The 21,421-nt window shown below is 69.9% G+C and carries 10 protein-coding genes and 1 pseudogene; 3 read left to right on the forward strand and 8 right to left on the reverse strand.

Translation table 11 applies throughout. The features are described 5' to 3' along the window. Positions 1–12 precede the first annotated feature (12 nt). Positions 13–1,113, reverse strand: coding sequence for a winged helix DNA-binding domain-containing protein (locus tag ACFY1T_RS21420; protein WP_390789525.1), 1,101 nt, complete (start codon positions 1,111–1,113; stop codon positions 13–15). Positions 1,114–1,265: 152 nt separating this feature from the next. Between ACFY1T_RS21420 and ACFY1T_RS21425 the strand changes: the two genes are divergently transcribed. Continuing rightward, positions 1,266–2,441 carry a magnesium and cobalt transport protein CorA gene (locus ACFY1T_RS21425; RefSeq protein ID WP_390789526.1) on the forward strand — a complete coding sequence of 392 codons (1,176 nt, stop codon included), beginning with the start codon at positions 1,266–1,268 and terminating at the stop codon, positions 2,439–2,441. Positions 2,442–2,911: 470 nt separating this feature from the next. Further along, complete coding sequence (locus ACFY1T_RS21430; protein ID WP_390789527.1) at positions 2,912–8,149, forward strand: sacsin N-terminal ATP-binding-like domain-containing protein; 5,238 nt, start codon at positions 2,912–2,914, stop codon at positions 8,147–8,149. A gap of 272 nt (positions 8,150–8,421) precedes the next feature. Here the strand turns inward: ACFY1T_RS21430 and ACFY1T_RS21435 are convergent, their stop codons facing one another. After that, on the reverse strand, positions 8,422–8,976 hold the full coding sequence (locus tag ACFY1T_RS21435) for a flavoprotein (RefSeq protein WP_390789528.1): 555 nt from the start codon (positions 8,974–8,976) through the stop codon (positions 8,422–8,424). After that, positions 8,973–9,518 (reverse strand): isochorismatase family protein, encoded by a 546-nt coding sequence (locus tag ACFY1T_RS21440; protein ID WP_390789529.1) that lies wholly within the window; start codon positions 9,516–9,518, stop codon positions 8,973–8,975. The genes ACFY1T_RS21435 and ACFY1T_RS21440 overlap by 4 nt, the downstream gene beginning before the upstream one ends. Before the next feature lie 332 nt (positions 9,519–9,850). On the opposite strand from ACFY1T_RS21440, the pseudogene ACFY1T_RS21445 reads away from it, so the two are divergent. After that, a pseudogene (locus ACFY1T_RS21445) lies at positions 9,851–10,036 on the forward strand (CorA family divalent cation transporter); the annotation flags it as partial. A gap of 136 nt (positions 10,037–10,172) precedes the next feature. Here the strand turns inward: ACFY1T_RS21445 and ACFY1T_RS21450 are convergent. The 5 genes from ACFY1T_RS21450 to ACFY1T_RS21470 all read right to left on the reverse strand — a co-directional run bounded on the left by ACFY1T_RS21450 (position 10,173) and on the right by ACFY1T_RS21470 (position 21,354). Then, positions 10,173–15,332, reverse strand: coding sequence for an SAV_2336 N-terminal domain-related protein (locus ACFY1T_RS21450; protein ID WP_390789530.1), 5,160 nt, complete (start codon positions 15,330–15,332; stop codon positions 10,173–10,175). Further along, positions 15,325–16,269, reverse strand: coding sequence for an AAA family ATPase (locus tag ACFY1T_RS21455; protein WP_390789531.1), 945 nt, complete (start codon positions 16,267–16,269; stop codon positions 15,325–15,327). The genes ACFY1T_RS21450 and ACFY1T_RS21455 overlap by 8 nt, the downstream gene beginning before the upstream one ends. Continuing rightward, positions 16,266–18,278, reverse strand: coding sequence for a hypothetical protein (locus tag ACFY1T_RS21460; protein ID WP_390789532.1), 2,013 nt, complete (start codon positions 18,276–18,278; stop codon positions 16,266–16,268). The genes ACFY1T_RS21455 and ACFY1T_RS21460 overlap by 4 nt, the downstream gene beginning before the upstream one ends. A gap of 50 nt (positions 18,279–18,328) precedes the next feature. Beyond that, on the reverse strand, positions 18,329–19,282 hold the full coding sequence (locus tag ACFY1T_RS21465; protein WP_390789533.1) for a hypothetical protein: 954 nt from the start codon (positions 19,280–19,282) through the stop codon (positions 18,329–18,331). A gap of 326 nt (positions 19,283–19,608) precedes the next feature. After that, positions 19,609–21,354 (reverse strand): serine/threonine-protein kinase, encoded by a 1,746-nt coding sequence (locus ACFY1T_RS21470; RefSeq protein ID WP_390789534.1) that lies wholly within the window; start codon positions 21,352–21,354, stop codon positions 19,609–19,611. Between the last annotated feature and the right edge of the window lie 67 nt (positions 21,355–21,421).

Genomic DNA, 21,421 nt, shown 5'->3' on the forward strand with positions numbered 1-21,421 from the left:
ACCAGAGCGGCGTCAGCCGTGGATTGACCCGAAGCGCACCGAACCGGCGCCGCCGCCGGTCTCGGTCATCTCCGCGATCAGCCGTTCCCCTTCCGCGACGACGCGTTCCTTCTCCCCCTTCGACGTCTTCCCGAAGAGCTCTACGGTGAGGAATTCGCCCTCCCATCGCCACAGTCCGGCGACGAATCCGTCGACGAGGAGGGTGCGGTGCGCCTGGTTCCCCGTCCAGGTGCGCCCCCTGGCCTCGGGGGCGATCACGCGGGTGCGGTCGGCGTGGGAGAGCAGCAGGTTGTCGAACTCCGGGAGGAAGCGGGGCGGCGCCGGGGTGTCGGCGTCGGGCCGGGGCGCGTCGGGGAGGTCGAAGAGCTCGGCGCCGTTCTCGTCGCGGAAAACGGCCAGCCGGGGCCGCAGCCGCTCGAAGGCCCCGCGCAGCCGGGTCAGCCCGGCCCAGGTCTGCATGTCCTTGACGGAGGCGGGCCCGAAGGCGCCGAGGTAGCGCAGTACGACGTCGTCGACGGCGTGCGCCGGGGGCTCTTCGTCCGGGGACCGTCCGGTCCACTGCTGCAGGGTGGTGAGCCGTACCTGCCCGCTCAGCCCCCAGACCCCGCGCGGCGTGACCTGGACGAGCGGCAGCCGGCAGCGTGCGGCGACGGACAGGGACTGCGGATCGGCGTCCGGCCAGTACGCGAGCAGCTCCTCGCGGATCTCCCCCATCGTGCGGGGCTCGGCCTCGACGAAGTCCCGGGCGAGCTCTCCGAGCCGCTCGAGGTCCACGCCGACGAGGCCCTTGCGGAATGCGTTGACCTCGCGGTCGCGGGCGGCCTGGACCAGCGGGCGCAGGGTCAGCGCGTCGTCCGCGGTGTGGGTGTGGATGGTGGACCGCATGGTGACCATCCGGACCACCGTGCGGGACTCCATCAGCTCCGCGAGCGCGGCGGGCCGGAAGTCGGCGAGGCGGGCGTGCAGCTGGAAGTACGGCGGCTTCACGTTCTGCGCCTGGAGTCCGAGCAGGTGCGCGACGGCGTCCTCGGCGGACAGCGTGGAGCGGCGCAGGAGCAGCTGGCGCGCCAGCGTGGCACGGTTCAGTGAACGGGTGTCGAGTACGGAGCCCATGGCTGCAAGCTACCCGTACTTGCGGACAGGTACTGTCCGCGACGGGAACGGGGCAGATGGCCACAGAACCGCCGATACCCGTCAGGGCCGCCGATATCCTTCCGATATCCTGCCCTCGCCGAGGAAGACGCCGACTGGGGAGCTGACCTGCGATGCCGGAGCGCCCGGACCACCGCCACCGCCGCCCCTCACCGTCCGGGAAGCGCACCGGCGGCTGGCGCCGCCCGACACCCCCGCCCGCCGCACCGCCCGCCTCCCCGCCGGCGGGTCCGGAGCCCACGGCGGCGCCGGCCGCTCCCCCGGACCACCGCAGCGTGATCGACTCCGCCGTCTACCGCGACGGCCGGCGCATCGCCTCCCCCGCGACCCTCGCGGAGACCTTCCGCCGGCTGCGCGACCAGCCCGACGGCATGGCCTGGATCGGCCTGCACCGCCCCACCGAGCCGGAACTCCACTCGCTGGCCGCCGAGTTCAACCTGCACGAGCTCGCCGTCGAAGACGCCCTCGAGGCCCACCAGCGCCCCAAGCTGGAACGCTACGGCGACACCCTGTTCGTCGTCCTGCGCGCGGCGCGCTACCTCGACGCGTCGGAGGAGGTCGAGTTCGGCGAGCTGCACGTCTTCCTCGGCCCGGACTTCCTGATCACGGTCCGCCACGGCGCCGCCCCCGACCTCTCCGCGGTCCGCCGCCGCATGGAGGAGACCCCGGAACTCCTCTCCCTCGGCCCCGAGGCCGCCCTGTACGCGATCCTCGACGCGGTGGTCGACGGCTACGCCCCCGTCGTCGCGGGCGTCCAGAACGACATGGACGAGATCGAGACGGAGGTCTTCCGCGGCGACCCGGAAGTCTCCCGCCGCATCTACGAACTCTCGCGCGAGATGGTCGAGTTCCAACGCGCCACCCGCCCCCTGGTCGGCATGCTCCACGCCCTGATGGCGGGCTTCGCGAAGTACGGCACGGACGAGGAACTCCAGCGCTACCTGCGCGACGTGGCCGACCACGTGACCCACACCAGCGAACGCGTGGACGGCTTCCGCCAGGCCCTGACGGAAATCCTCACGGTCAACGCCACCCTGGTCTCCCAACAGCAGAACGCCGAAATGCGAGCCCTGGCCGAAGCCGGCTTCGAACAGAACGAGGAGATCAAGAAGATCTCCTCGTGGGCCGCCATCCTCTTCGCCCCCACCCTGGTCGGCACGATCTACGGCATGAACTTCGAAACCATGCCGGAACTCCACTGGGCCGCGGGCTACCCCTTCGCGATCCTCCTGATGGCCGTGGTCTGCACGAGCCTGTACGTCATCTTCAAGAAGCGGGACTGGCTGTAGGGTCCAGATCGGGGCCGTTGGTCAATTTCACATAAGCGAAGAGCGCACAGCCATGCTTCGGGGCTCTGGGGAGAATCCGGGGAGGCGCACATCTCTGGGGAGCGGCCTTTGTGACACCTCCATCCACTGGCCGCACCCTGGCCCAAGCGCCACCCTCGATCGACCGTCTCACCCGGCGCATCGGCAAACCCGTGACCACCTCACCGAAGGCCTACGCCAGGGCAAGCAAGTGTGGCATGCATCCGCTCAATCGATCCCCACGTCGGCAGGCAGCATGAGCCGACCACGGCGGATGATTGCGCCCCGCAGCCCAGAATGCGGAATCCTACAATGATGTGATCCACGATCAGCTTTGATGGCATCACCGGTTTCAGCGCCGGGCGGGTACACGCAAAGGATGTGCCTGGGGGACGAGGGGAACAGCCATCACAACAACGCACGACACCGCAGGCGGCGATTTCCGAGACATCGTGATCGCACTTACCCGTCGGCGGATCGAGATCTACCAGAGCGCCGGCGAGGAGTGGCGATTCGCCGAAAGCCTGAAGTCCGTCAGCGAGGACACCGCCCAAGAGTACGAGGGGCGCACCGTGCTCGAACTCATCCAGAACGGGCACGACGCACTCGGCGGCGACCGTCCGGGGCGCATCTCCGTCCTCGCGGTCTCCGAGGAGACAGGCGGCGTCCTCTACGTCGCCAATGAAGGTGCGGCCTTCGGCGAGAAGAACTTCCGCGCCATCACCGAGGTGGCTCTGTCGAGCAAGACGGCAGGCGAGGGGATCGGCAACAAGGGGCTCGGGTTCCGTAGCGTGCTGCAGCTGACGGACTGGCCGGAGATCTATTCGAAGGCCTCCTCTGACTCCCCGGTCTTCGACGGCTACTGCTTCCGGTTCGCGCGCCCCGAGGACGTCCACGCCCTCGTGAACGATCCGGCCCTCGCGTCCCGGGTGATCGAGGACATCTCCCCCCTCGCGCTGCCCGTACCGGCCGACGCCGCGGACCCCCTACTCAAGGAACTGGCCGAGGAGGGGTTCTCGACCGTTGTACGCCTGCCGCTGCGGGACAAACACGCCTGGGAACTCGCCGTCGCGCAGATGAGCGACATGGTGAACGGCGAGGCACCGCTTCTGCTGTTCCTCGACCGGGTGGCCGCACTACTCGTGGAGGTGCGCGACGACTCCCCCGAGGCATTCACGCGCGTCCTGTCGCGTACTGAGCGTGCCTCGGGTCTCGTCTCGACCCGCAACACCGACTGGGTCACGGAAGTCGACCTCGCCGACGCCGGCCGCTACCTGCTGGCGCGCCGCATTCTGGAGGCCGACGCCCTGCACGAGGCAGTCAGCCACAGCGTCCGGGCCCGGCAGATCGACTCTGCCTGGGAGAACTGGAACGCCGAAGCGTGGGTGGCGGTGGCCCTCAGACTGGACACCCAACTTCCGCACGGCCGCATGTACACGTTCCTCCCCATGGCCTCTGCCGTCCGGTCTCCCTTCCCCGGACACGTCCACGCCCCCTTCTTCACGAAACTGGCACGGCTCGACATCAGCGAGTCGGTGGTCCTCAACGACCACCTCCTCACTCAAATCGCGTTCCTGACGGTGGAACTGAGCCGGCGCGTTCGCTCGGAGGCACCACACCTTGTGGCCGCCGACCTCGTCGTAGACCTTGTCAGTTGGGACGTGCCGCAGCGGCTGAACGCGGCTCTGGACGGCAAGCTCGGCACCGAACCGATCGTCCCGCTGCACGGTGGGGAGACCTGGAGTTCCCTGCAGGACTCTGCTGCGTGGCCGGAAGGAAAGCGCCCGTGGCGGGTACTGACCGCGGATGCGCTCGCCGAGGCAGGGGCGCCCCTGCTCGCCACCTCTGTCGGCCCCGTCCGCCACACGCGACTCGACAAGCTGTGCAGGACACTCCTGTCCAGACCGCTCCGCGCACCGGCACAGCTGACGGCCGAATGGGTGGAACGCGTGGCCACGACCCTGCCGCGCGAGGACGAGATGACCGCCGGCCGCCTATGGGGCGACTTCTACAGCGACATCGCGGTCGCCTTCGCCAGGGATCCGGAAGCACTGCGAGGACGCCGCATTCTCCTCGATCAGAGCATGCGGCTGAGAAGCGCCCTCAGCGGCGTGACCGACTCGCCTCAGAAGGGCGAGGTCGTGTTCTTCCACCCCGACACGGCTGGCGGCGACTCCGCCGCCCAGGTCCCCAGCGACCTGAAGGCGCTGCGGCGTCGCATCGCCTTCACCCACCCGGCGATCGCCTGGGACATCCAGGGACGCGATTTCCTTCAGGGCTACCGGCTCGTGCGCCCCTACGAACTGGACCGGGTCTTCGACGCGTTGCAGGACCTGCTGTCCGAACATCCTTCCGAAGCGCTCAGCCGCGACGTGCTCACGTTTGCCTTCCGGCAGTACCCGGCGCTCACCGAGGCCCAGCGAAGGCGGCTGCCCCGCATTCCGTTCCGGGTCCCACTGGCCACCAACGTCTGGGACAAGGCGGTGCGGTGCTCGTTCTCGGCTGCCTGGGGCACCGAAGGAGCGTTGAGGTTGGACGGGTTCCTCAACGAAGGAGGCGCCCGGGTGCCGGCCCTGGCCTCGCAGAGGGACTGGTGGATCAACGGCCCGGAAAGCTGGCCCATCCCCGTCCAGGACAGGGCTGGCTGGGTCGAGTTCCTCAAGGCCCTGGGCGTGTGCGACGGCCTACGGCTGACCCGTGTGGGCGAGCGGATCAAGCCCAGCTACGGCAACGACCTCGGTCCCGTGAGCCTCGCGGTGCGCTTCGGCCTGGGGGACCGCCTCGCCGCCGTCTGGACCGCCGACGTCCGGGCAAGATGGACCAAGTTCGCCCACCCGTGGACACAGTACGAGTTCACTCGGGCACCTGCCCATCTCGCGGGAGGGAGCGAGGTCGCGGCGCTGACCGATGCCGCACGGCGTGAGTTTGCGGAACTGCTGATCCACGGACTCCGCACCTGGAGTCAAGAGATGTTGACATTCTCCGTACACAGGCCCACTTACCAGTTCAAGGACGAACACGTGTGGCCGACTCCTCTCGCCTCGTTCCTCCGGGGCCTGGATTGGCTCCCCGTCGAGCACCCGGACGGTCCCGCCTTCGTAGCTCCCCGTCAGGCGTGGTTCAGCACCGACGGCGAACTCCCCGCTTTCATCCCCGCACTGCCGTTGTCGATTCGGCGGCTCCTCGCCGACAAGGAGGTCGCCGACCGCCTTTTGCAGCTCGGCCTGCGCAGATGGGACGACCCGCAGCACGCAGGGGCGTCGGTGCGTCAGCTCGGGGTCGTGCTGAGCAAGGGCGAGGTCCCCGAATACCTCAGCGTCTCTTTCAAGCGGCACTACGAGCGGGCCTGGTCGCATGTCGCCCAGACAGGAGTCTGGCCGTGGGCGCCCGGGAAGGAGGTCCAGCTGGCGGTTAGCCGCACCAACGCGCTCGGCATCCTGGCATCCTCCGCCATCTCCGTTGAGGGAGACACCCTCTACGTCCGCGACCAAGAGGACCCCCTCAAGGAGGCACTCATCGAGCTGGCGGGTCACCCCGTCCTCGTCGCCTCCGCGGAGTACGGTGGAGCGATCGTCCAGATGGCCGAGGAGAACGGGCTCAAGGTCGAGCGCACCTCCGCCACCCACGTTCAGGTCAGGCACAGCGACGGCGCCCCGATCAGCCCCGGCGGAGAGGCTGCTGTACTCGTCGAAGGCATTGAGTGGCTGGTCGTCGTCGTCGCACTCGCGATGGAACTGAAATCCGGAGCATTCGTACGGCGCAGCGAACGCGGCGTACGCGCCGCACTCGAGCGGCTGCGCACCATCCGCGTGGTTCAGGCCGAGGACGTGGAGATCGCCATCGCAGGGACCCCGACCGAACCCCCGTCGACCACCCGGGCCCTTCCCCTGCCCGACGACGACCACCCCACCGTGGTGGTCTGGAGGAGTACCGGGGGCTGGGACGAGCTCCAAGCTGCGACGCCGGCCGTCGCCCAGCTCCTCGGCCGTCCCTGGCTGCAGGACGCACTCGAACTCATCCTGGTGAAACTGGAGCGGTACTTCGAAGGCCACCTGCCCGACCAGATCGACGATGGCGCCCTTGCCCATGCCTTGGACACGACCGAGGCGAAGGTCACCGAGATCAGGCGCCACCTCACCGACGACGTACAGGAAGCCGTACGGCTGATTCGTCCAGTGCTGGCCTGCGTCGCCGCTTCCCACTGGGACGAGGAGGCGGAACATCTGCTGGCTCGTGCCGCGAATGACTCCGAACTCCGAGTGATCGTCGAACGGTACGCACCAGACTTGCCCATCCCGTCGGACGACCTGGTCGCTCTCGCCCGCACCTCCACCACGCCCGCCGAGCTCCGCGACGAACTATGCCTCGACTTCCGGCAATTCAACTCCGCACTCGCCATGCTCGGCCCCGGATATTCTCCTTACACCTACCCCGACCGCCACGAACAGGCCTTCGGTGACTTCGTAGGCGCACACTCCGACGTACTTGTGGAACGGCTGCGCGAGCACTACGCCGTCGTCGCCGAGGAGGGCGGCGACTTCTCTGCCTACGTGGCGGCCCGCGGGCTCCACAGCCTCAGGCCAGACCCGGACTGGCTGGACCTTTACATGACTCCGCCACTGGAAGTGATGCGCGCCAAGGCACGGGAGTGGCTGCGCAAGCATGACGCCGAAGACGACTTGGACAGGCCGGGGCACCTCCAACCCGTCGGTCTGCTTCGCGAGCTCAATGCCGTGGCGATCTCCGCTCTCGTGGGGCGGCTGATTCCCCTCGTCCACGCGTGGTGCCACCAACACGGTGTCGCGGCTCCCGCCGGCTGGCGCAACGCCGTACTGATGGAGGCCAAGAACTACATCGACAGGACCGGGCTGAGCGACCTGGTGGAGCTGAACGAGGAACGACTTCTCAATGCCGTGCAACACGCAGTCGGATGGCCGGACGGCATGCCGAAGACCACGGAACTTTCCCGATTGAGTCTGACCCAGGCTCATCTGGCCCATGCGACCAAGCACATCCAAGGCTCTGGCGGTCCGAGCAGCACTCCCCCACGCACGATCACCATCGGGGACGACGAGGTCACGGTGGGACGCGATCAGCTCTCCGTCATCGCGGACCTAGCGGCAAGGACGATCGGCGAAACCTTCCTCGCCCAGAGCGGCAGAGTGCGCCTGGACGCCGTGGTCGACGTGCCACGACCGCGCACCGCCCAGGGTTCCCGCAAACCGCGCATCGTCGTGGCGAAGATGACCCAGGCCAACGAGGACCAGCGATCAGCCATCGGCCTCGTCGGAGAAGTGGCGGCCCGCGCATGGCTCCAGCGCCGGTATGCCAACGTACGCTGGACATCCGGATACGCCGCGGTCCTCAACGGCGAACGCGAAGCGTCCGACGCCCTTGGGTACGACTTCGAAGTCGAGTGGCGCGACACCAGCCGGTTCTTTGAGGTGAAGGCCCTGAGCGAACCCGTTGCCGATCGAGTGGAGTTCGAGTTCGGACCCTCCGAACTGGAAACAGCCCGCCGCCACGCGCGTGGAAGTCGCTACCGCATCCTGCTGATCACCTCCGCCCTCGCACCAGTGGACCGCAGAGTCTTCGAGCTGCCGAACCCCTTTTCCGCGCAGGGCCGTGATCGATTCAGGATCGTGAGCCGAGGGCTGCGCTACCAGTGCTCCCCTCTCGCAGGGGGGTAGGACGTTCCCTGCGGAGCACTCCGCCGTTCCCCGACCGTGGGGCAACACAGGTAACACTTCTCAGATCTCAGAAGTGGGCGGCACGGGCATGTGCCGTGTCGCCCGTTTCTCACGCCGTAGTACGGAACGTACCGGCGCCGCACCATGAGCATGCGGCCTTCGTGTACCACGACGGCCGCTGCGATGGCCGGTCGACCTTCAGCGTTCTCCTGCTCCACGTTGCTCCTTCAGATCGGGTGGGCCGGCTGCCCCGAGGGGCGATACCGGCACGTTCACTGCGGCTCGGCCCCGGTCCGGAGGAGCGGCGCGAGCAGAGCGACCGCCTCCTCCCAGGGGAAGCGGTCGGCGTCGCCGCCGGACTTCGGACGGTGGGGCTCGTAGCTGCCGATCAGCACGCCCATCTCCCGGAGCTCGTCGATGCTGCGCCGGTAGGCCCGGTGGGCGGCGAGCGCGGTGTTCACGTAGGGCACCAGCACCGTGGGAATGCCCATGCCGGGTGCTTCGCAGAGGATGCCGAGGGCCAGGTTGTCGGCGAAGCCGGCGGCCCACTTGTTGACCGTGTTGAACGTGGCCGGCGCGACCGCGATGGCATCGGCCCGCGGATACGTCCTCGCCTCGCCGGGCGAACGCCAGGCGGACCTGACCGGGTACCCGGTCTGCTCCTCGACCGCCCGGGTGTCGAGGAACTCGACACCCTGCGGCGTGGCGATGACCCCGACCTCCCAGCCCCGTTCCTGCGCTGCGGTGATCAGTCTGCCGACGTCGCCGGCGATCCCAGCCGCGCACACGACGACGTACAGGAAGGGCTTGGACTGCGGCTCGGTCACGCGGGTACTCCCAGTCGGCGGCTGAAGTGGTGGAGCTCCGGCAGCGTACGACGGCGGTCCCGCGCGGCCATGTCGGCGACCAGCTCGCGGACGGCGGGACGGCGTACGTCATGGGCAGCGCAGGTCTCAGCGATCCGCAAGGCCTGGTAGCCGTCGGCCAGGCGGCCCTGCTGGGCGTAGGCGCGGGCGGCCTCGATGATCTTCTTGCGGCCGGTCGCCTTGACCGCCGCCACGAGCGCCTCGTCCTCCCAGGCATTCATCGTCGTACGGTCGATGACTTCGTTCTTGGGGAACACCTCGGCGAGCTGGGGCAGCAGGGGCCCGGAGAACGACTCGGCGGCCACCGTGGTCAGGACGGCCGGCACATCGAACGCCTGAGCCGCCTTGGCGAGACCCACGGTGCTGTTGATGATTGCGGCGCGGTCGCCGCTGCCGGTGCCGAAGAACATCTGCGGCTGGTGGTCCACGAAGAGCATGACCGCGTTGTCGGGCGTGAGCAGATCCTTGCTCGGGGCGGCCTGCACCTTGTTGATGTCGAACATGAGGGTCCTCTCGAACCAATCGATAACGTGCCCGCCGCGTCCGCGGCTCGGCACTTCTTCCAGCTACGAGCGACCCGACCGACCGCGTTGACCTGCTGCGCCCAGGGGTTGGCACGACAGCGCACAACCAGGCCGCCTCACCAGCGGGACGCTGCCAGGAACGGGCTGCGGCCAGGGAGAACCTGGTGAGAATGAAGGTCCGGTGGGGAGCGGCTGGGGAGCATCGACCGTGCAGAACGACGTCACCGTGAAAGCCCCGGAAACGAGCAAAGTCGCAGGCCAGCACGGCTCGTACAGCGATCTCCGCAGGTCAGCGCGTTGAGGGCGACGACTTCAAGAAGATCTCCTCCTGGGCCGCCATCCTCGTCGCCCCCACCCTGGTCGGCACGATCTACGGCATGAACTTCGAAACCATGCCGGAACTCCACTGGGCGGCGGGCTACCCCTTCGCGATCCTCCTGATGGCCGTGGTCTGCACGAGCCTGTACGTCATCTTCAAGAAGCGCGACTGGCTGTAGCGACTCCCCGCCGGCCAAAGGCAAGGCGGCCCACGATGCCCATCCACGGAGCGTCGAACCTACCCGCCGCCCAGTCCGGGCGGAGCCGATCGCGCAGTAGGGGCGTTCCCGGCACGGGTGCGACAGAGGATGCGGCTCACCCGTGGCTACCGTGGGGCCGCGTCCATGCGTCGATGCCCGGGGGCTCCTGGTATCCGGCCGCGGAGATCCACACCTTCTCTGCACCCTCCTTGGTTTCAACGAAGACAACGCGGAAGGTCCTGGCAGGAACGGCGTCGCCGGCAAAGACACGCGAGAAGAGCGCGTCGGAGATCGCCACGGCCGCGGGCGCGCGGCCCCCCGTCTCCAGCGTCGCGCGCAGTGGCGCCGACTCCACCAGTCGGGCCGCCGTGACCAGTCCCGGGCCGAACCAGCCCGTCCCGCTGCGTTCAACGGGGCCGTAGTGCAGGGCGATGCGCAGCCTCAGCCACCCAAAGACGTCGTGTTCATGTAGTGCGCCTTCCAGGTGCGTGAGCAAGCGGGGCACGAGGTGGTCGTGCTGCATGCGCGCAGGGAAGAGAACGACCATCCCGTCCCCCGTGCTCCAGCTCTCCCGGAGTCCGGCATCCTCGTGCGGCAGCACGAGGGAGACGAGGTCATACAGCGCACTCCGGGCACGCTTCCCCTCCGCAATCGTTCCCCTGCCAAAACCGGCGATTTCCATGATCAGGATCAGTCGGTCGGACATGCCCTTCTGATTCGCGACCCTGTCGACCAGCGCCTTCACACCATGGTCCGAATGGCCCCTGCCGACGCGGTCGAGGCTCCATGTCGTCCCCATGTCCACCGCTTCGCTACTCGCCTCCCGGCTCAGGTCGGCCCGCGCCAGCAGCGGAGAGAGGACGAACCGGGCGGCCCCATCGGCCGTCCGAGGGCGGAGCCAGGCCAGCGCGTGCCCCGCGGTGCCGTCCGCCTCAACGGGCGTGAGGTCGCCGCGGCGGAGCAGTGCATTGAGGACGAACTGGGCGTCACGGGCTGCGCCGTGCTCCTCCAGCCATGCCAGAGCGAACGCCGTGCCGGTCCGGACCTCCTCGGGTGCGAGGTCGGTGCGCTGCAAGAGAGGGCGGAGCACGAACTTGGCCGAGGCGTGCCCGCCGACCGCCCGCAGCCAGTCGAAGCTGATCCGTAGGAACTCGTTCCGGGCGTTCCGGTCCAGGTCCGCTTTACGCAGCACGGCGCTGAGGGCGAACTGGCTCTGGACGTCGGCCTCGCGCCCCTCCAGCCAGCCCAGCGCATGGCCTTCCACCACCCGCGCCTGCTCTTCCGACAGGTCCCCGCGCAACAGCAGGGGGCGCAGCACGAACTGTGCCGAATCGCCCAGTCCGTGTACGTCGAGCCAGCCCAAGGCGTGGTTGACGGTGCGGCCCGCCTGTTCCCCGGACAGTCCGGTGACCGCCAGCAGCGGACCCAGGACGAACTCCGCGGCCTGCGCCGTGCCGTGCACCTCCAGCCAGTCCACCGCGTGCCGTACTGCTTCAGACTTCACCTGGTGGGACAGGCCGGTACGGGAGAGGAGTCCGTTGAGGACAAATTGGGCCTCCTCCGTGAGGGAGTCGACGCGCAGCCACTCCAGTGCCCGGTCAACGGTGGCTCCCGCCTGATCCTCGCTCAAGTCGGCGCTGCGGAGCAGTTTTCGCAGGGCGGGGGCGGCGATGCCGGGCGGAGTGAGCGCCTCCTCCGGCCGTGGGGTGGGGTGGGCGAGGACGTGGAAGCGTTCCGCGCGCTCTGCGTCCCCCCTCTCCCGCGCGGCGAGGGCTACTGCTTTCAGATCATGCCGGGAGGCGTGGGCAGCCAGTGCGTCCCACAGGCCTTCGGGCGGCTCGATGCTGTCCCGGACCGCGCTTCCATACCGTTCCAAGTGGTCGGAGAGGACGTAGTGCTCGGGACGCCAGGAGTCCCCCCACGTCTCCGCCTCGTGCGCCGGTGGGCGTACCAGGGACAGCAAGGCCGCGCCGGTCGGCACATCGGCGCAGAGGGAGTCGAGTGTGGAGGCCAGCCGGTTTTCGGAGTTGTGCCGTTCGGGCGCGGGCAGATAGTGGGGGGCCGCCGCTCTCAGCAGGGCGAGGGGAAGCCGCGGGCCGTGCCCGCAGCGCCGGGCGTCGATTGCGGCGTCCAGGAGTGCCCGGGAGGGAGCCGGCTCGGAGAGGTACCGGCTGATCCAGCGCTCTCCCGGCGCCGGGGACATCCGAATGCGCATGGCATTCCGGCACAGGGCACGGGCCTGCGCATGGGGGTCCGGGGCGTCGGCTGGCGGGGAAGTCTCCAGGAGGCTCCAGACCTCCGGCGTCAGCAGGCCAAGCACCAGCAGCGGATCACGGTCAGCCCTCGAGATTCGTGCCCGCAGAGCGGCGGAAATCCGTTCGCCGAGGCCTCCGCCAGATTCGTCCAGGAGGTGGCGTGCCCCATCTTCCAGCCGGACCACCGTGTGCGGACCGATCGACGAGGGCCCGTCCAGCTCAGCGGCCAGCACCGCAGGGGTGGGGGGATCCCACACCCGGTATCCGTCCGGGAGCAGGCGCAGTGCTTCCAGGCTTGAACGGACCCGGCCCGATCCGGGCGCGCCGATGAGGAGGACCAGCCCACCCGTACCGGCGGCGAAGCCCTGTACGGCAGCGCGCAACCGCAGGTCATGGGGCAGTGCGACGTGGGGTTTGGGCGTGCTTCCGGCGAGTTCGGCGATTGGCCGTCCGAGGCGCACCGGCCGTGGGCCCTCCGCCCTGCGTTCCTCTCCCAGGGCGTGGTGGCGGAGCGCCGCGAACCGGTAGGGCGACCACGCAGCGTCACCGGTCAGCCCCGCTTGTCGGACGAGGAAGCGCGTCAGCCAGTCGAAGGCCCGCTCGTCCTCGGGTAAAGCATCTCCGCGGAACCACTCGGTCAGCGTCGTGAGGTCGAGCACGACCGGCGGCGACGCCTCGGCGGCCTCCCTCGCCAGTTCCCCGTACGCCGGGGAACCCGCCAATCGGCGCAGCCCGCGCAGACATTCGGTCAGCGCGGCCCGGCTGTCTTGAGGCATCCTCCCGTATCGGGTCTGGAGACGAAGGACAACAACCGCTCCCTGACCGGGGGTTTCTCGCCGGACCAGCCTCACGCAGGAGGCCGGGGCATGGAGTCCTTCAGGTTTGTCCGACTCGTCGAGGACGAGCAGGAAATCGACCGGGCGGCCCGATGTGGAGTGGGCGATGGTCCCGGACCGCACGGCGTCGGTCACCTGCGCCCAGGAGAAGCCGGCCCGTGTCTTCAGCTCGACGGACAGGATGCCTCCGGGGATCTTCCAGACCAGGTCCTGCCCCCTGTCGCCCGTGCCCGGGCCCGGCTTCTCAAGGGTGACGCCCTCCGGCGAGAAGTGGTCCGCGAGGTCGTTGAGCACGTCGGCACCGGTGAGTGCGCCCGTCGCCGCACGCAGGTCGTCGAAGCACGTGTTCGGTCCGGGCCAGTCGCCCCCGGGGGCCGGAAGCCGGGAGATCAGGTACGTGATGAGGTGCCGTAGAAGGGTTTCGGCGTGGCGCGTGCCCCGTTCAAATGGGGTGTTTTCGAGGAAGCGCCGCAGTTGCCACACCGCCGCGTACGCGTCGGACCGGTCTTCGGACCGGTCTTCGGACCGGTCTTCGGACCGGTCTTCGCTCACGTCCTCGGTCGCCTCATCGCGCGGTGCCGTGCCCGGCCGGTGTTCCCCCGGCGGCCCGCTCCGGGCGTCGTCGCCCCGTACTTCCCGCGCCACCGTTACGGCATGCCGTACCAGGACGTCCTTCTCCGCGAACGCCCGGGCCGCCGCCGGGATCTCCGTGCCCGCCAACGCGTCGTGGAGGACGGCGGTGATGCCCCGGGGGGCGTACGGGTGAGCGGCCGCGTGGGCGCTGAGGACAGCCTTGGTAAGCCAGACGTCGTGAGTCGTCAGGAATGTGCCCAGGTGTTCCCGTGCCTCGGCTCGCAAGGCGAGCACAGGGTCGCCGCCTGGATCGCGCCGTACCGCGAACAGCCCGCTGGTGAGCAACTCGGCGAGGTCGGAGTACCGGGCTTCGGGCACCGCCTGGTCGCGCAGGACGTGCAGCAGCGGTAGGGGCAGTTCGGGAAGACCGGCGCACAGGACGGCAAGTCGCACGGCGGGAGTGGGCGCCGTGCGGATGAACGCCTCGGCCAGCCGCGCGGAATCGTGCCGCCGGGCTGGGATGGTGCCGTCCCGTGCCGGGGCGGGGCGGCCGGTGGCGGGGATGAGGACGGCGTCGCAGCCCCGCGGGTCGGCGCGCATAAGAGTGCTCGCCCAGGCGCCCAGGGAGCGCGGGGTGCAGGACACTACGGGCAGGGCGGTCCACGGTCCGGCCGGGTCCGCGCCGTTCGCGGGCGGCCTCAGCCGGGATGGCAGGGTGTAGCGGAGGGCACTGTTTCGAGCGCCGGCCCGGCCCACTGTGACGCGTACGCCGGGCAGGTTGAGGGCGGAGCGGCGCCACAGGCGCGGGGGCAACGGGTCCAGCAGGGCCACCGGGACGCGCTCGCCCCATTCCCGAAGGAGCAGCCAGGGCGCGGGGGTGTGCCAGCCACGGGCGGCGCAGTCGGAGACCATGAGGATCATGCGCCTTCCCCGGGTGCCGCCGCCGTGGTGGGGCACACGCCCGCCGGGCACCTCGTGGCCGTGGTGGTCGCGCACCACCGCCCCGCCCTCCTCCCATGCGAGGCGCCAGGTGTGCACCGTACGGAAGCCTCCCAGGGTGGTCAGGAGCCGGGTCAGGGCGCGGATGGTCTCCTCCCACACGCTCATGGACAGAGAGCAGTCGACGAGGACCACCACCTCGAACCAGGGTTCGGGGGCGGGGCGGAACAGCGGCACCAGGGGACCGCCGCGCGCGTAGTGCTCCACCGTGGCCTCGACGTCGAGGCGGTCGCGCCCACCACGCGGCCACGGTCTCCGGAACGGCTGGATCGCGCGGCCGACGGCCAGCGCGTCGGGCAACGGGTCGGTCCGCCCCAGGGACATCGGCACGCCGCACACGACGGAGGCCGATCCGGGGGAGCGCACGGACAGTTCCCTGCTCTCCGTGCGGTGGACCGCGGCCTCGGTTCCGCCCGCGGTCGGAGGCGTCTCGCAGGGCTTCGGGTCGGCAGTGGTCTCGTCGGACAACCCGTCGTGGACATTCAGCGCGCCTTCGGTTGGCGTGCCGGAGGCGGCGAGCCACAGTGCGTCGGCGAGGACGGCGGCCTCCACTCCGGGAAGCAGCGGGGCGTTCCCCCATGCCCGCAGGAGACGGTCCAGGGCCTCAGACACGGGAGAGTTCGCGCAGGATCAGCGCGCGCAGTTCCTCGTACTGGGCTCCTCGTGGCGCCTGGTCTCCGGTGAGCAGGGCCACCGCGTTGAGCAGTTGATCGATGGCCAGGTGTTCGCCCGCCACGACGCGCTCGGCGAACCCGTCGACGAGATCCTTCCCGCCGTCCGGCACGACATCGAAGTGGGCACGGACGATGCCGTGCAGCAGTTCGGCGGTGAGTGGCGGCATCGTGTAGCGGACGCAGCGGCGCAGGAAGGCAGGCGAGAAGTCCCGCTCTCCGTTGCTGGTCAGGAGGATGAACGGGAACTGGGTGCACTGCACGCGGCCGTCCCCGATGAGGTGCTCCTCGTCGCTGTCCCACTGCCGGACCATGACACGGGGGCACCGATAGCGGACGAGTTCGGGGATCTCGTACTCTCCGCGCTCCAGGACTTCCAGCAGGTCGCTGGGCAGGTCCAGGTCGCTCTTGTCGATCTCATCGACCAGTAGGGCTCGAGGCCGCGCGGCGGGCAGCAGCGCGGTGCCGAGGGGGCCCAGTTGCAGGAAGGGCGCGATGTCGTCCCGGCTTCGGCCGTTCCACGCGCCGCGCGCCGCCGCCGCGCGCAGGCTCTGTGCGTGGATGCGGCCCAAGGCGTCATAGCGGTACAGGGCTTCGGGCAGAGTGCTGCGCGAGGTGATGTGCCAGCGCAGCACCGGCCCGAGGTCCAGTTCGTGCGCCACCTGCTCGATCACGGTGGACTTTCCGGAGCCTGCGGGGCCGCTGACCAGCAGCGGACGGCGCAGGTGGACCGCCGCATTGACGGCGTCGACGAGGCCGTCCGGCGGCTGGTACTGACGGTGCTGCGGTGTGCGCGGGAACGATCTCCACGGAGGCGGGTCGGCCAGCGGGGTGACCCGCTGCTCGCCGTCACCTCGGTAGTAGGGCTTCCAGGTCACAGGTCCTCCTCGGGGCCGGTCACAACACGCTGTTCGAACGGTCGGCAGAACTCCAGCCAGGCCTCGTCGTGCCAGACCGTGCGTACGTCGCCGAGGCACGCCACGCATCCGGCGTGCTCCGTGCCCCACCGCTCCCGGTAGGCGGGGGCAAGGTCCTGGGGAAGCCCACGCCAGTGCTGGCCGACCAGCTGCCGCAACCAGTTCCGGTCCGGCGTGGTGCCGTGGTCCGGCCAGAGGATGATCGGAGCGTAGGGCAGCAGTTGTTCGAGGATGTCCTGCAGGTCGTCCGGGTGGTGGTCGAGCCCGACGACGGTGTCGTATCTGCCGGTCAGGAGATTCTGTTCGAGAGCCTGCCGGTCACCCAGGACGGACGGGCCGATCCACTCCACCGGCGCGGCGGAGCAGTCCGACATCCGGCTTAGCGCTTTGCGGGCCGCGTCGTTCATCTCGGAGTTCTCCTCGTCCGGATCCATGCGGCCGCTCCACCGGACAACGACGTCGTGGTGCACGCCGAGCAGCCGGCGGTCGATCCGGGCCTCCTCGGGCCGCCAGGAGGCGAGCAGGTGGGCAGGGGCCGCCACGTCCACGTTCTCCAGTCGCTGTGGGGCGGTCAGGAGGCCGCGCGCCCAGGTCAGGGCCGCTCCGATCGCCCGGCCCGCACCTGTGCGGTCCGCGGTGCCGCACGGGAAGCGCTCGTACGGTGGCAGCCTCTCGTCCGTGCCGACCAACCAGGCGTCCACCTCTTCGGGCCAGTCGGTCAGCGCCCCGGCCAGGCTGACCACGAGGCGGAGCCCATCCTGCCGTCGTTTCCTCTCGAACCCGGTTACGGCGTCGTTGAACTCGGCGATCACGCCGTGGTCCACCGCCCACTTCCGCAGGTTCTCGACCACGGCGTCCGATCCGGACAGGTAGGCGAGGGCGCCAACGAACTGTGTGGGCGCCTTCCAGGGGTGCTCGTCCCCGCGCGGTGCCCGTACGGCCGCGTACTCGACCAGATCGCGGAGGAGTTCGGGCCCCTCGGCGTCGTGTGGCAACCCGGACAGTCGGCGCGCCTCCCTCAGCAGATCGGTGGACATCACCGAGGCGAGCACGCTGTCGAGGAGCGGAACGATCCGTGCACAAGCGAGGAGGGCTGCGACAAGCTGTGTGACCCTGCCGTGCCAATCCCGGTCGCCCGTGCTTGCCGCCTCCGGCTGCTGGACGAAGTCGTACAGGTCCTCCAGCCCTGAGCGGGTCAGGGGCGTGGGCAAGCTCTTGCCAGCCTGCCACATCGTGACGGCCTGCTCGAGCGCCTGGCGCCCCACCCGCCCGACGACGCCGCCCGTGGCGCCGGGGGCGAAGGACACGTTGCGAGCCAGCCACAGATCTTCCTGCGCGAAGGGGTCATTGTCGAACTCGAACCGGCCGACCGCCTGTCCGACGATGCGCTCGCGCAGCCCGCTGGTGAGCAGGCCGTCGACGCACACCTTGGCCCCCGCCCCGGTGAGGCCCTCCCGAAGGATGGCGACGAGGGCACGGGTCAGACGCATGCCGCGAGCCTGCTGGTCGGCGGCAGCGGCCGTGAGCACTGACAGCCGGGTCTGGCCCGACCGGACCCCGCCCGCGATCCGGCCTGCGTCCGGCATCCCGCCTGCCGAGTAACAGGTGTCGATCAGGGCGATCACGCCCTCGACACCAGACTCGTCGACAGCTGCGGCAAGCAGCCGACCGACGTCCACTGCTGAGATGGGGCTGCCGGTACTGGAGCTGGCGACCATGAAGTGCAGGTCCGTCTGCTGCGGTGTGGTGAAACCGTGCCCCAGTAGTGCCAGGACGAGGACCGCTTTGTCCTCACGGGCCCGTCGCACCGCTTCCCGTACGGCCTTGTGAACATCCTCGGGTTCGAGAGAGTCGCTCACTAGGAGGGAAGTGTGCTCGCCGGTCCTGGCGACACACGCCCCGATCGACGCGTCCGTGAGGACGGAGTGCAGGTCACCGGCGGCTTCCTCCAACCGGGGCAGGGTGGGCATGGAAGTGCACTGTGCCCCTATGACCAGCACGTGCCGGCGTCGTGCTCCGGTCACTTCTTCAGGGCTTCGACCAACGGGCCCGCGACGTCGGACTGGCGCAGGTACTTGGTGGCCGTGTGGACCCACAGGCCGTCCGAGTCGACCCGTTCCGTCACCGGTAGGACGCCGTCGGCGTTGGGCAGCATCCACTTCTCGATACGGGGGCGGCCCACGACGACATCATCGCGGTCCCAGAAGTTCAGCCACCGCTCGACCCGTGCGGGAGTACAGGGCGGCTGGGGGAGCAGCCTGTGCAGGACAGCCGTCGCCGTGGCCAAGGGCGAGCCGAGCGTCATCAGCAGTGGGACCCGGCCTTTGTAGTCACGCAGCGCCTCGAAGGCGACCACTGTGCCCAGGGAGTGGGCCACCACGATCAGCGGACGTTCGGGGTCCGTCCCCTGGAGGACGCGTTCCCTGATGCGGGCGTCCAGGGTGGGCCCACCGTTCGTGGCACGATGCCTGCCGAGATAGCGGCCGACTTGGGAGAGGTGCCACAGCAACGGCAGGCCGCTGGCCCATTGGGCGCTTCCTCGCAGCCCGGGGATCTGTAGCACCGACGTCAGTGCCCGACCGAGGATGCGGAACGGCTCTCCGAGACCCTGCTCCTGCTCGTCGTCCATGCCCGGCAACTGGGCCCGGGCATCCTCGACGACTGCCAACGCCATCCTGTCGCCCCCTTCCCGAGCCTGGTGGCCGAGTTCGTCGACCAGGGCAGCAACGAAGTCCTCCAGGAAGGTGATGTCCTCCGGGTCGTCGAAGACTCCGGATGGTTCTCCCTGCGCCTCGGCGTCCGTGAACAGATCGCTGTAGTTGGCAAAACGGGTTTCCGCCAACCATCCTCGCGTCAGCCCGGAAATCACATCGGAGTGCCCGGCCCTGCGCGCTCCGTCGGCCAAGGCCTCAAGCCACTTGTGGCGCTGCTGCTCCGTGTCCCGCAGCCCGCCGATCCCGTGAACGAAAACCAACTGAGGAGTATCCGAACCGCTCACCCATGCCCCCCGAAAACGCCCGCACATCGTCGTTCAGCCGCACCCTAAACCCCAACGCCCGGACACCGGAGGCAAATCGGCCATTCCCTCGTCCTGTGTACGCCCCCGGGGCAGAAGGCCGGTCAGACGCCGGAGTGCGGAACCAGATGTCGTCGCGGTCGCAAGAAAAGGCGGAAATGTGCAAGCACGCAGGCCAATGCTGCCGCAGGGTGATTCACGCAGGCCAGCCCTCTGAGGGTGACGACTCCAATGAGGTCTCGCGCGACTGGCTATAGCAGCAGCGTCCGTTGTGGCGCGGGTGGTCAGCAGGGTGGGGACGAGCCCTTTTGGCGGGTGAGGTCGCGGTTGTAGAGCCACCCGGTGGTGTTCGTTCCGTCCACGCGCACGTACGTCCACTGGTTTCCGTACGAGTTGACGACGTAGCACTGGTACCAGAGCTTCGTGCCGTTCTTGACCAGGGCGCCGGCGGCGCACGGCTGGTACGGCGCGGCCAGCAGGTGGTGGTCGCCGGAGATGTAGCCGTAGGCGCCCGGCTTCGGGTCGCTGTGGGTCCAGCCGGTGCAGCCCGTCGGTACGGGGCTCGGCTGCGGCGGGGTCGAAGGCGGGGCCGCGCCCTGCCGGCTCTCCGCCGGTGGCGCCGGGGCAGCGGACCGCTCCCGGTCGCCGCCGCCCGAGGCCACGGCGTAGGCGACACCGCCGGCGGCGAGTACGACGACGGCCGCGACGGCCAGGGCGACGCGGCCGCGGCGCCCGGCCCGGTCCGCGGAAGTGGTGCCGGCCCGCGTGGCCGTGATCGGTTGAGCCGGCGGGTAGGGCGGTGCATGGGTGTGCGGGAACGATTCACCGGCGAACGGGGGCGGGGGGCCGAAGCCGGGAGCCGGGGCGGGAGCGAGGGCGGACGGCGCCTGCACGGACGGCGCCGTCGGGGTCGCGGCAGGGGTCGCGGTCGGGGCCGGTCCGAACGGGGCCGGAGGGACGGCGGGGGCTGCCGCCGCGGGAGACTGCGGGGCCGGAGCCTGAACCGCGGGCGGCGCGGCGGGGGCCGCTGCGGCGGGCGGCGCGGCGGGAATCTGCGCCGCAGGGGCCCATGCCGCGGGCGGCGCCGGGTGAGTCTGCGCCGCAGGGGCCGGAGCCTGAACCACGGGCGGCGTTGCCGGAGTCTGCGCGGTGTGGTGGGCCGCGGGCGGCGGACCGCCTGCTGCCACCGCTTCGAGCATCGCGCGGGCCTGGTCCGCGGTGGGGCGGTGCTCCGGCTCCTTCGCCATCAGCGCCTGCAGCACCGGCCCGAGCGGGCCCGCCCGCCGGGGCGCGGGCAGCGGTTCGGCGACGATCGCGGCCAGCGTGGACCACACGGAGGTGCGGCGGAACGGCGAGACGCCCTCCACCGCCGCGTACAGGGTCATCCCGAGCGACCAGATGTCCGAGGCCGGGCCGGGCTCCCTGCCCTGCGCGCGCTCCGGCGGCAGGTAGTCGAGCGAGCCGACGAGCTGGCCGCTGCGGGTCAGCTTCGCCATCTCCTCGTCGCCGGGAGCGTGCATGGTGGCGATGCCGAAGTCGGTCAGCACGACCCGGCCGCCCCGCTCCAGCAGCACGTTGCCCGGCTTCACGTCCCGGTGCAGGATGCCGGCCTTGTGCGCGGCGTCGAGCGCGCCCATCAGCTTCGCGCCGATCGAGGCGGCCTCGTACGGGTCCAGCGCTCCGCGCCCGGTCACCACGTCGTCGAGCGAGGGCCCGTCGACGAGCTCCATCACGATGACCGGCAGCCCCTGCTCCTCGGTCACGTCGTACACCGTGACCACGCCGACGTGCCGGATGCGCGCGGCGGCCTGCGCCTCGCGCCGCATCCGGCTGCGCATGTCGGCCAGTTCGGCGGGGCTCGCGTCGGTGTAAACGCGCAGCACCTTGACGGCGACCTCGCGGCCCAGCGCCTCGTCGACCGCCCGCGCCACCACCCCCATGCCACCGCGTCCGATCAACTCGGTCACCCGGTAGCGCCCGCCGAGCACCGTGCCGACCAGGTAGCCGTCCTTCGCTTGCCCTGATGGCACCGGCACCGCACGCTCCGTTTCCTCACCGGCCGTCCGTCGACGGCCTGACGGGACCCAAGCGTAAAGG

Origin of the sequence: Streptomyces sp. NPDC001194 (assembly GCF_042896985.1) — a bacterium.
Lineage (GTDB): Bacteria > Actinomycetota > Actinomycetes > Streptomycetales > Streptomycetaceae > Streptomyces.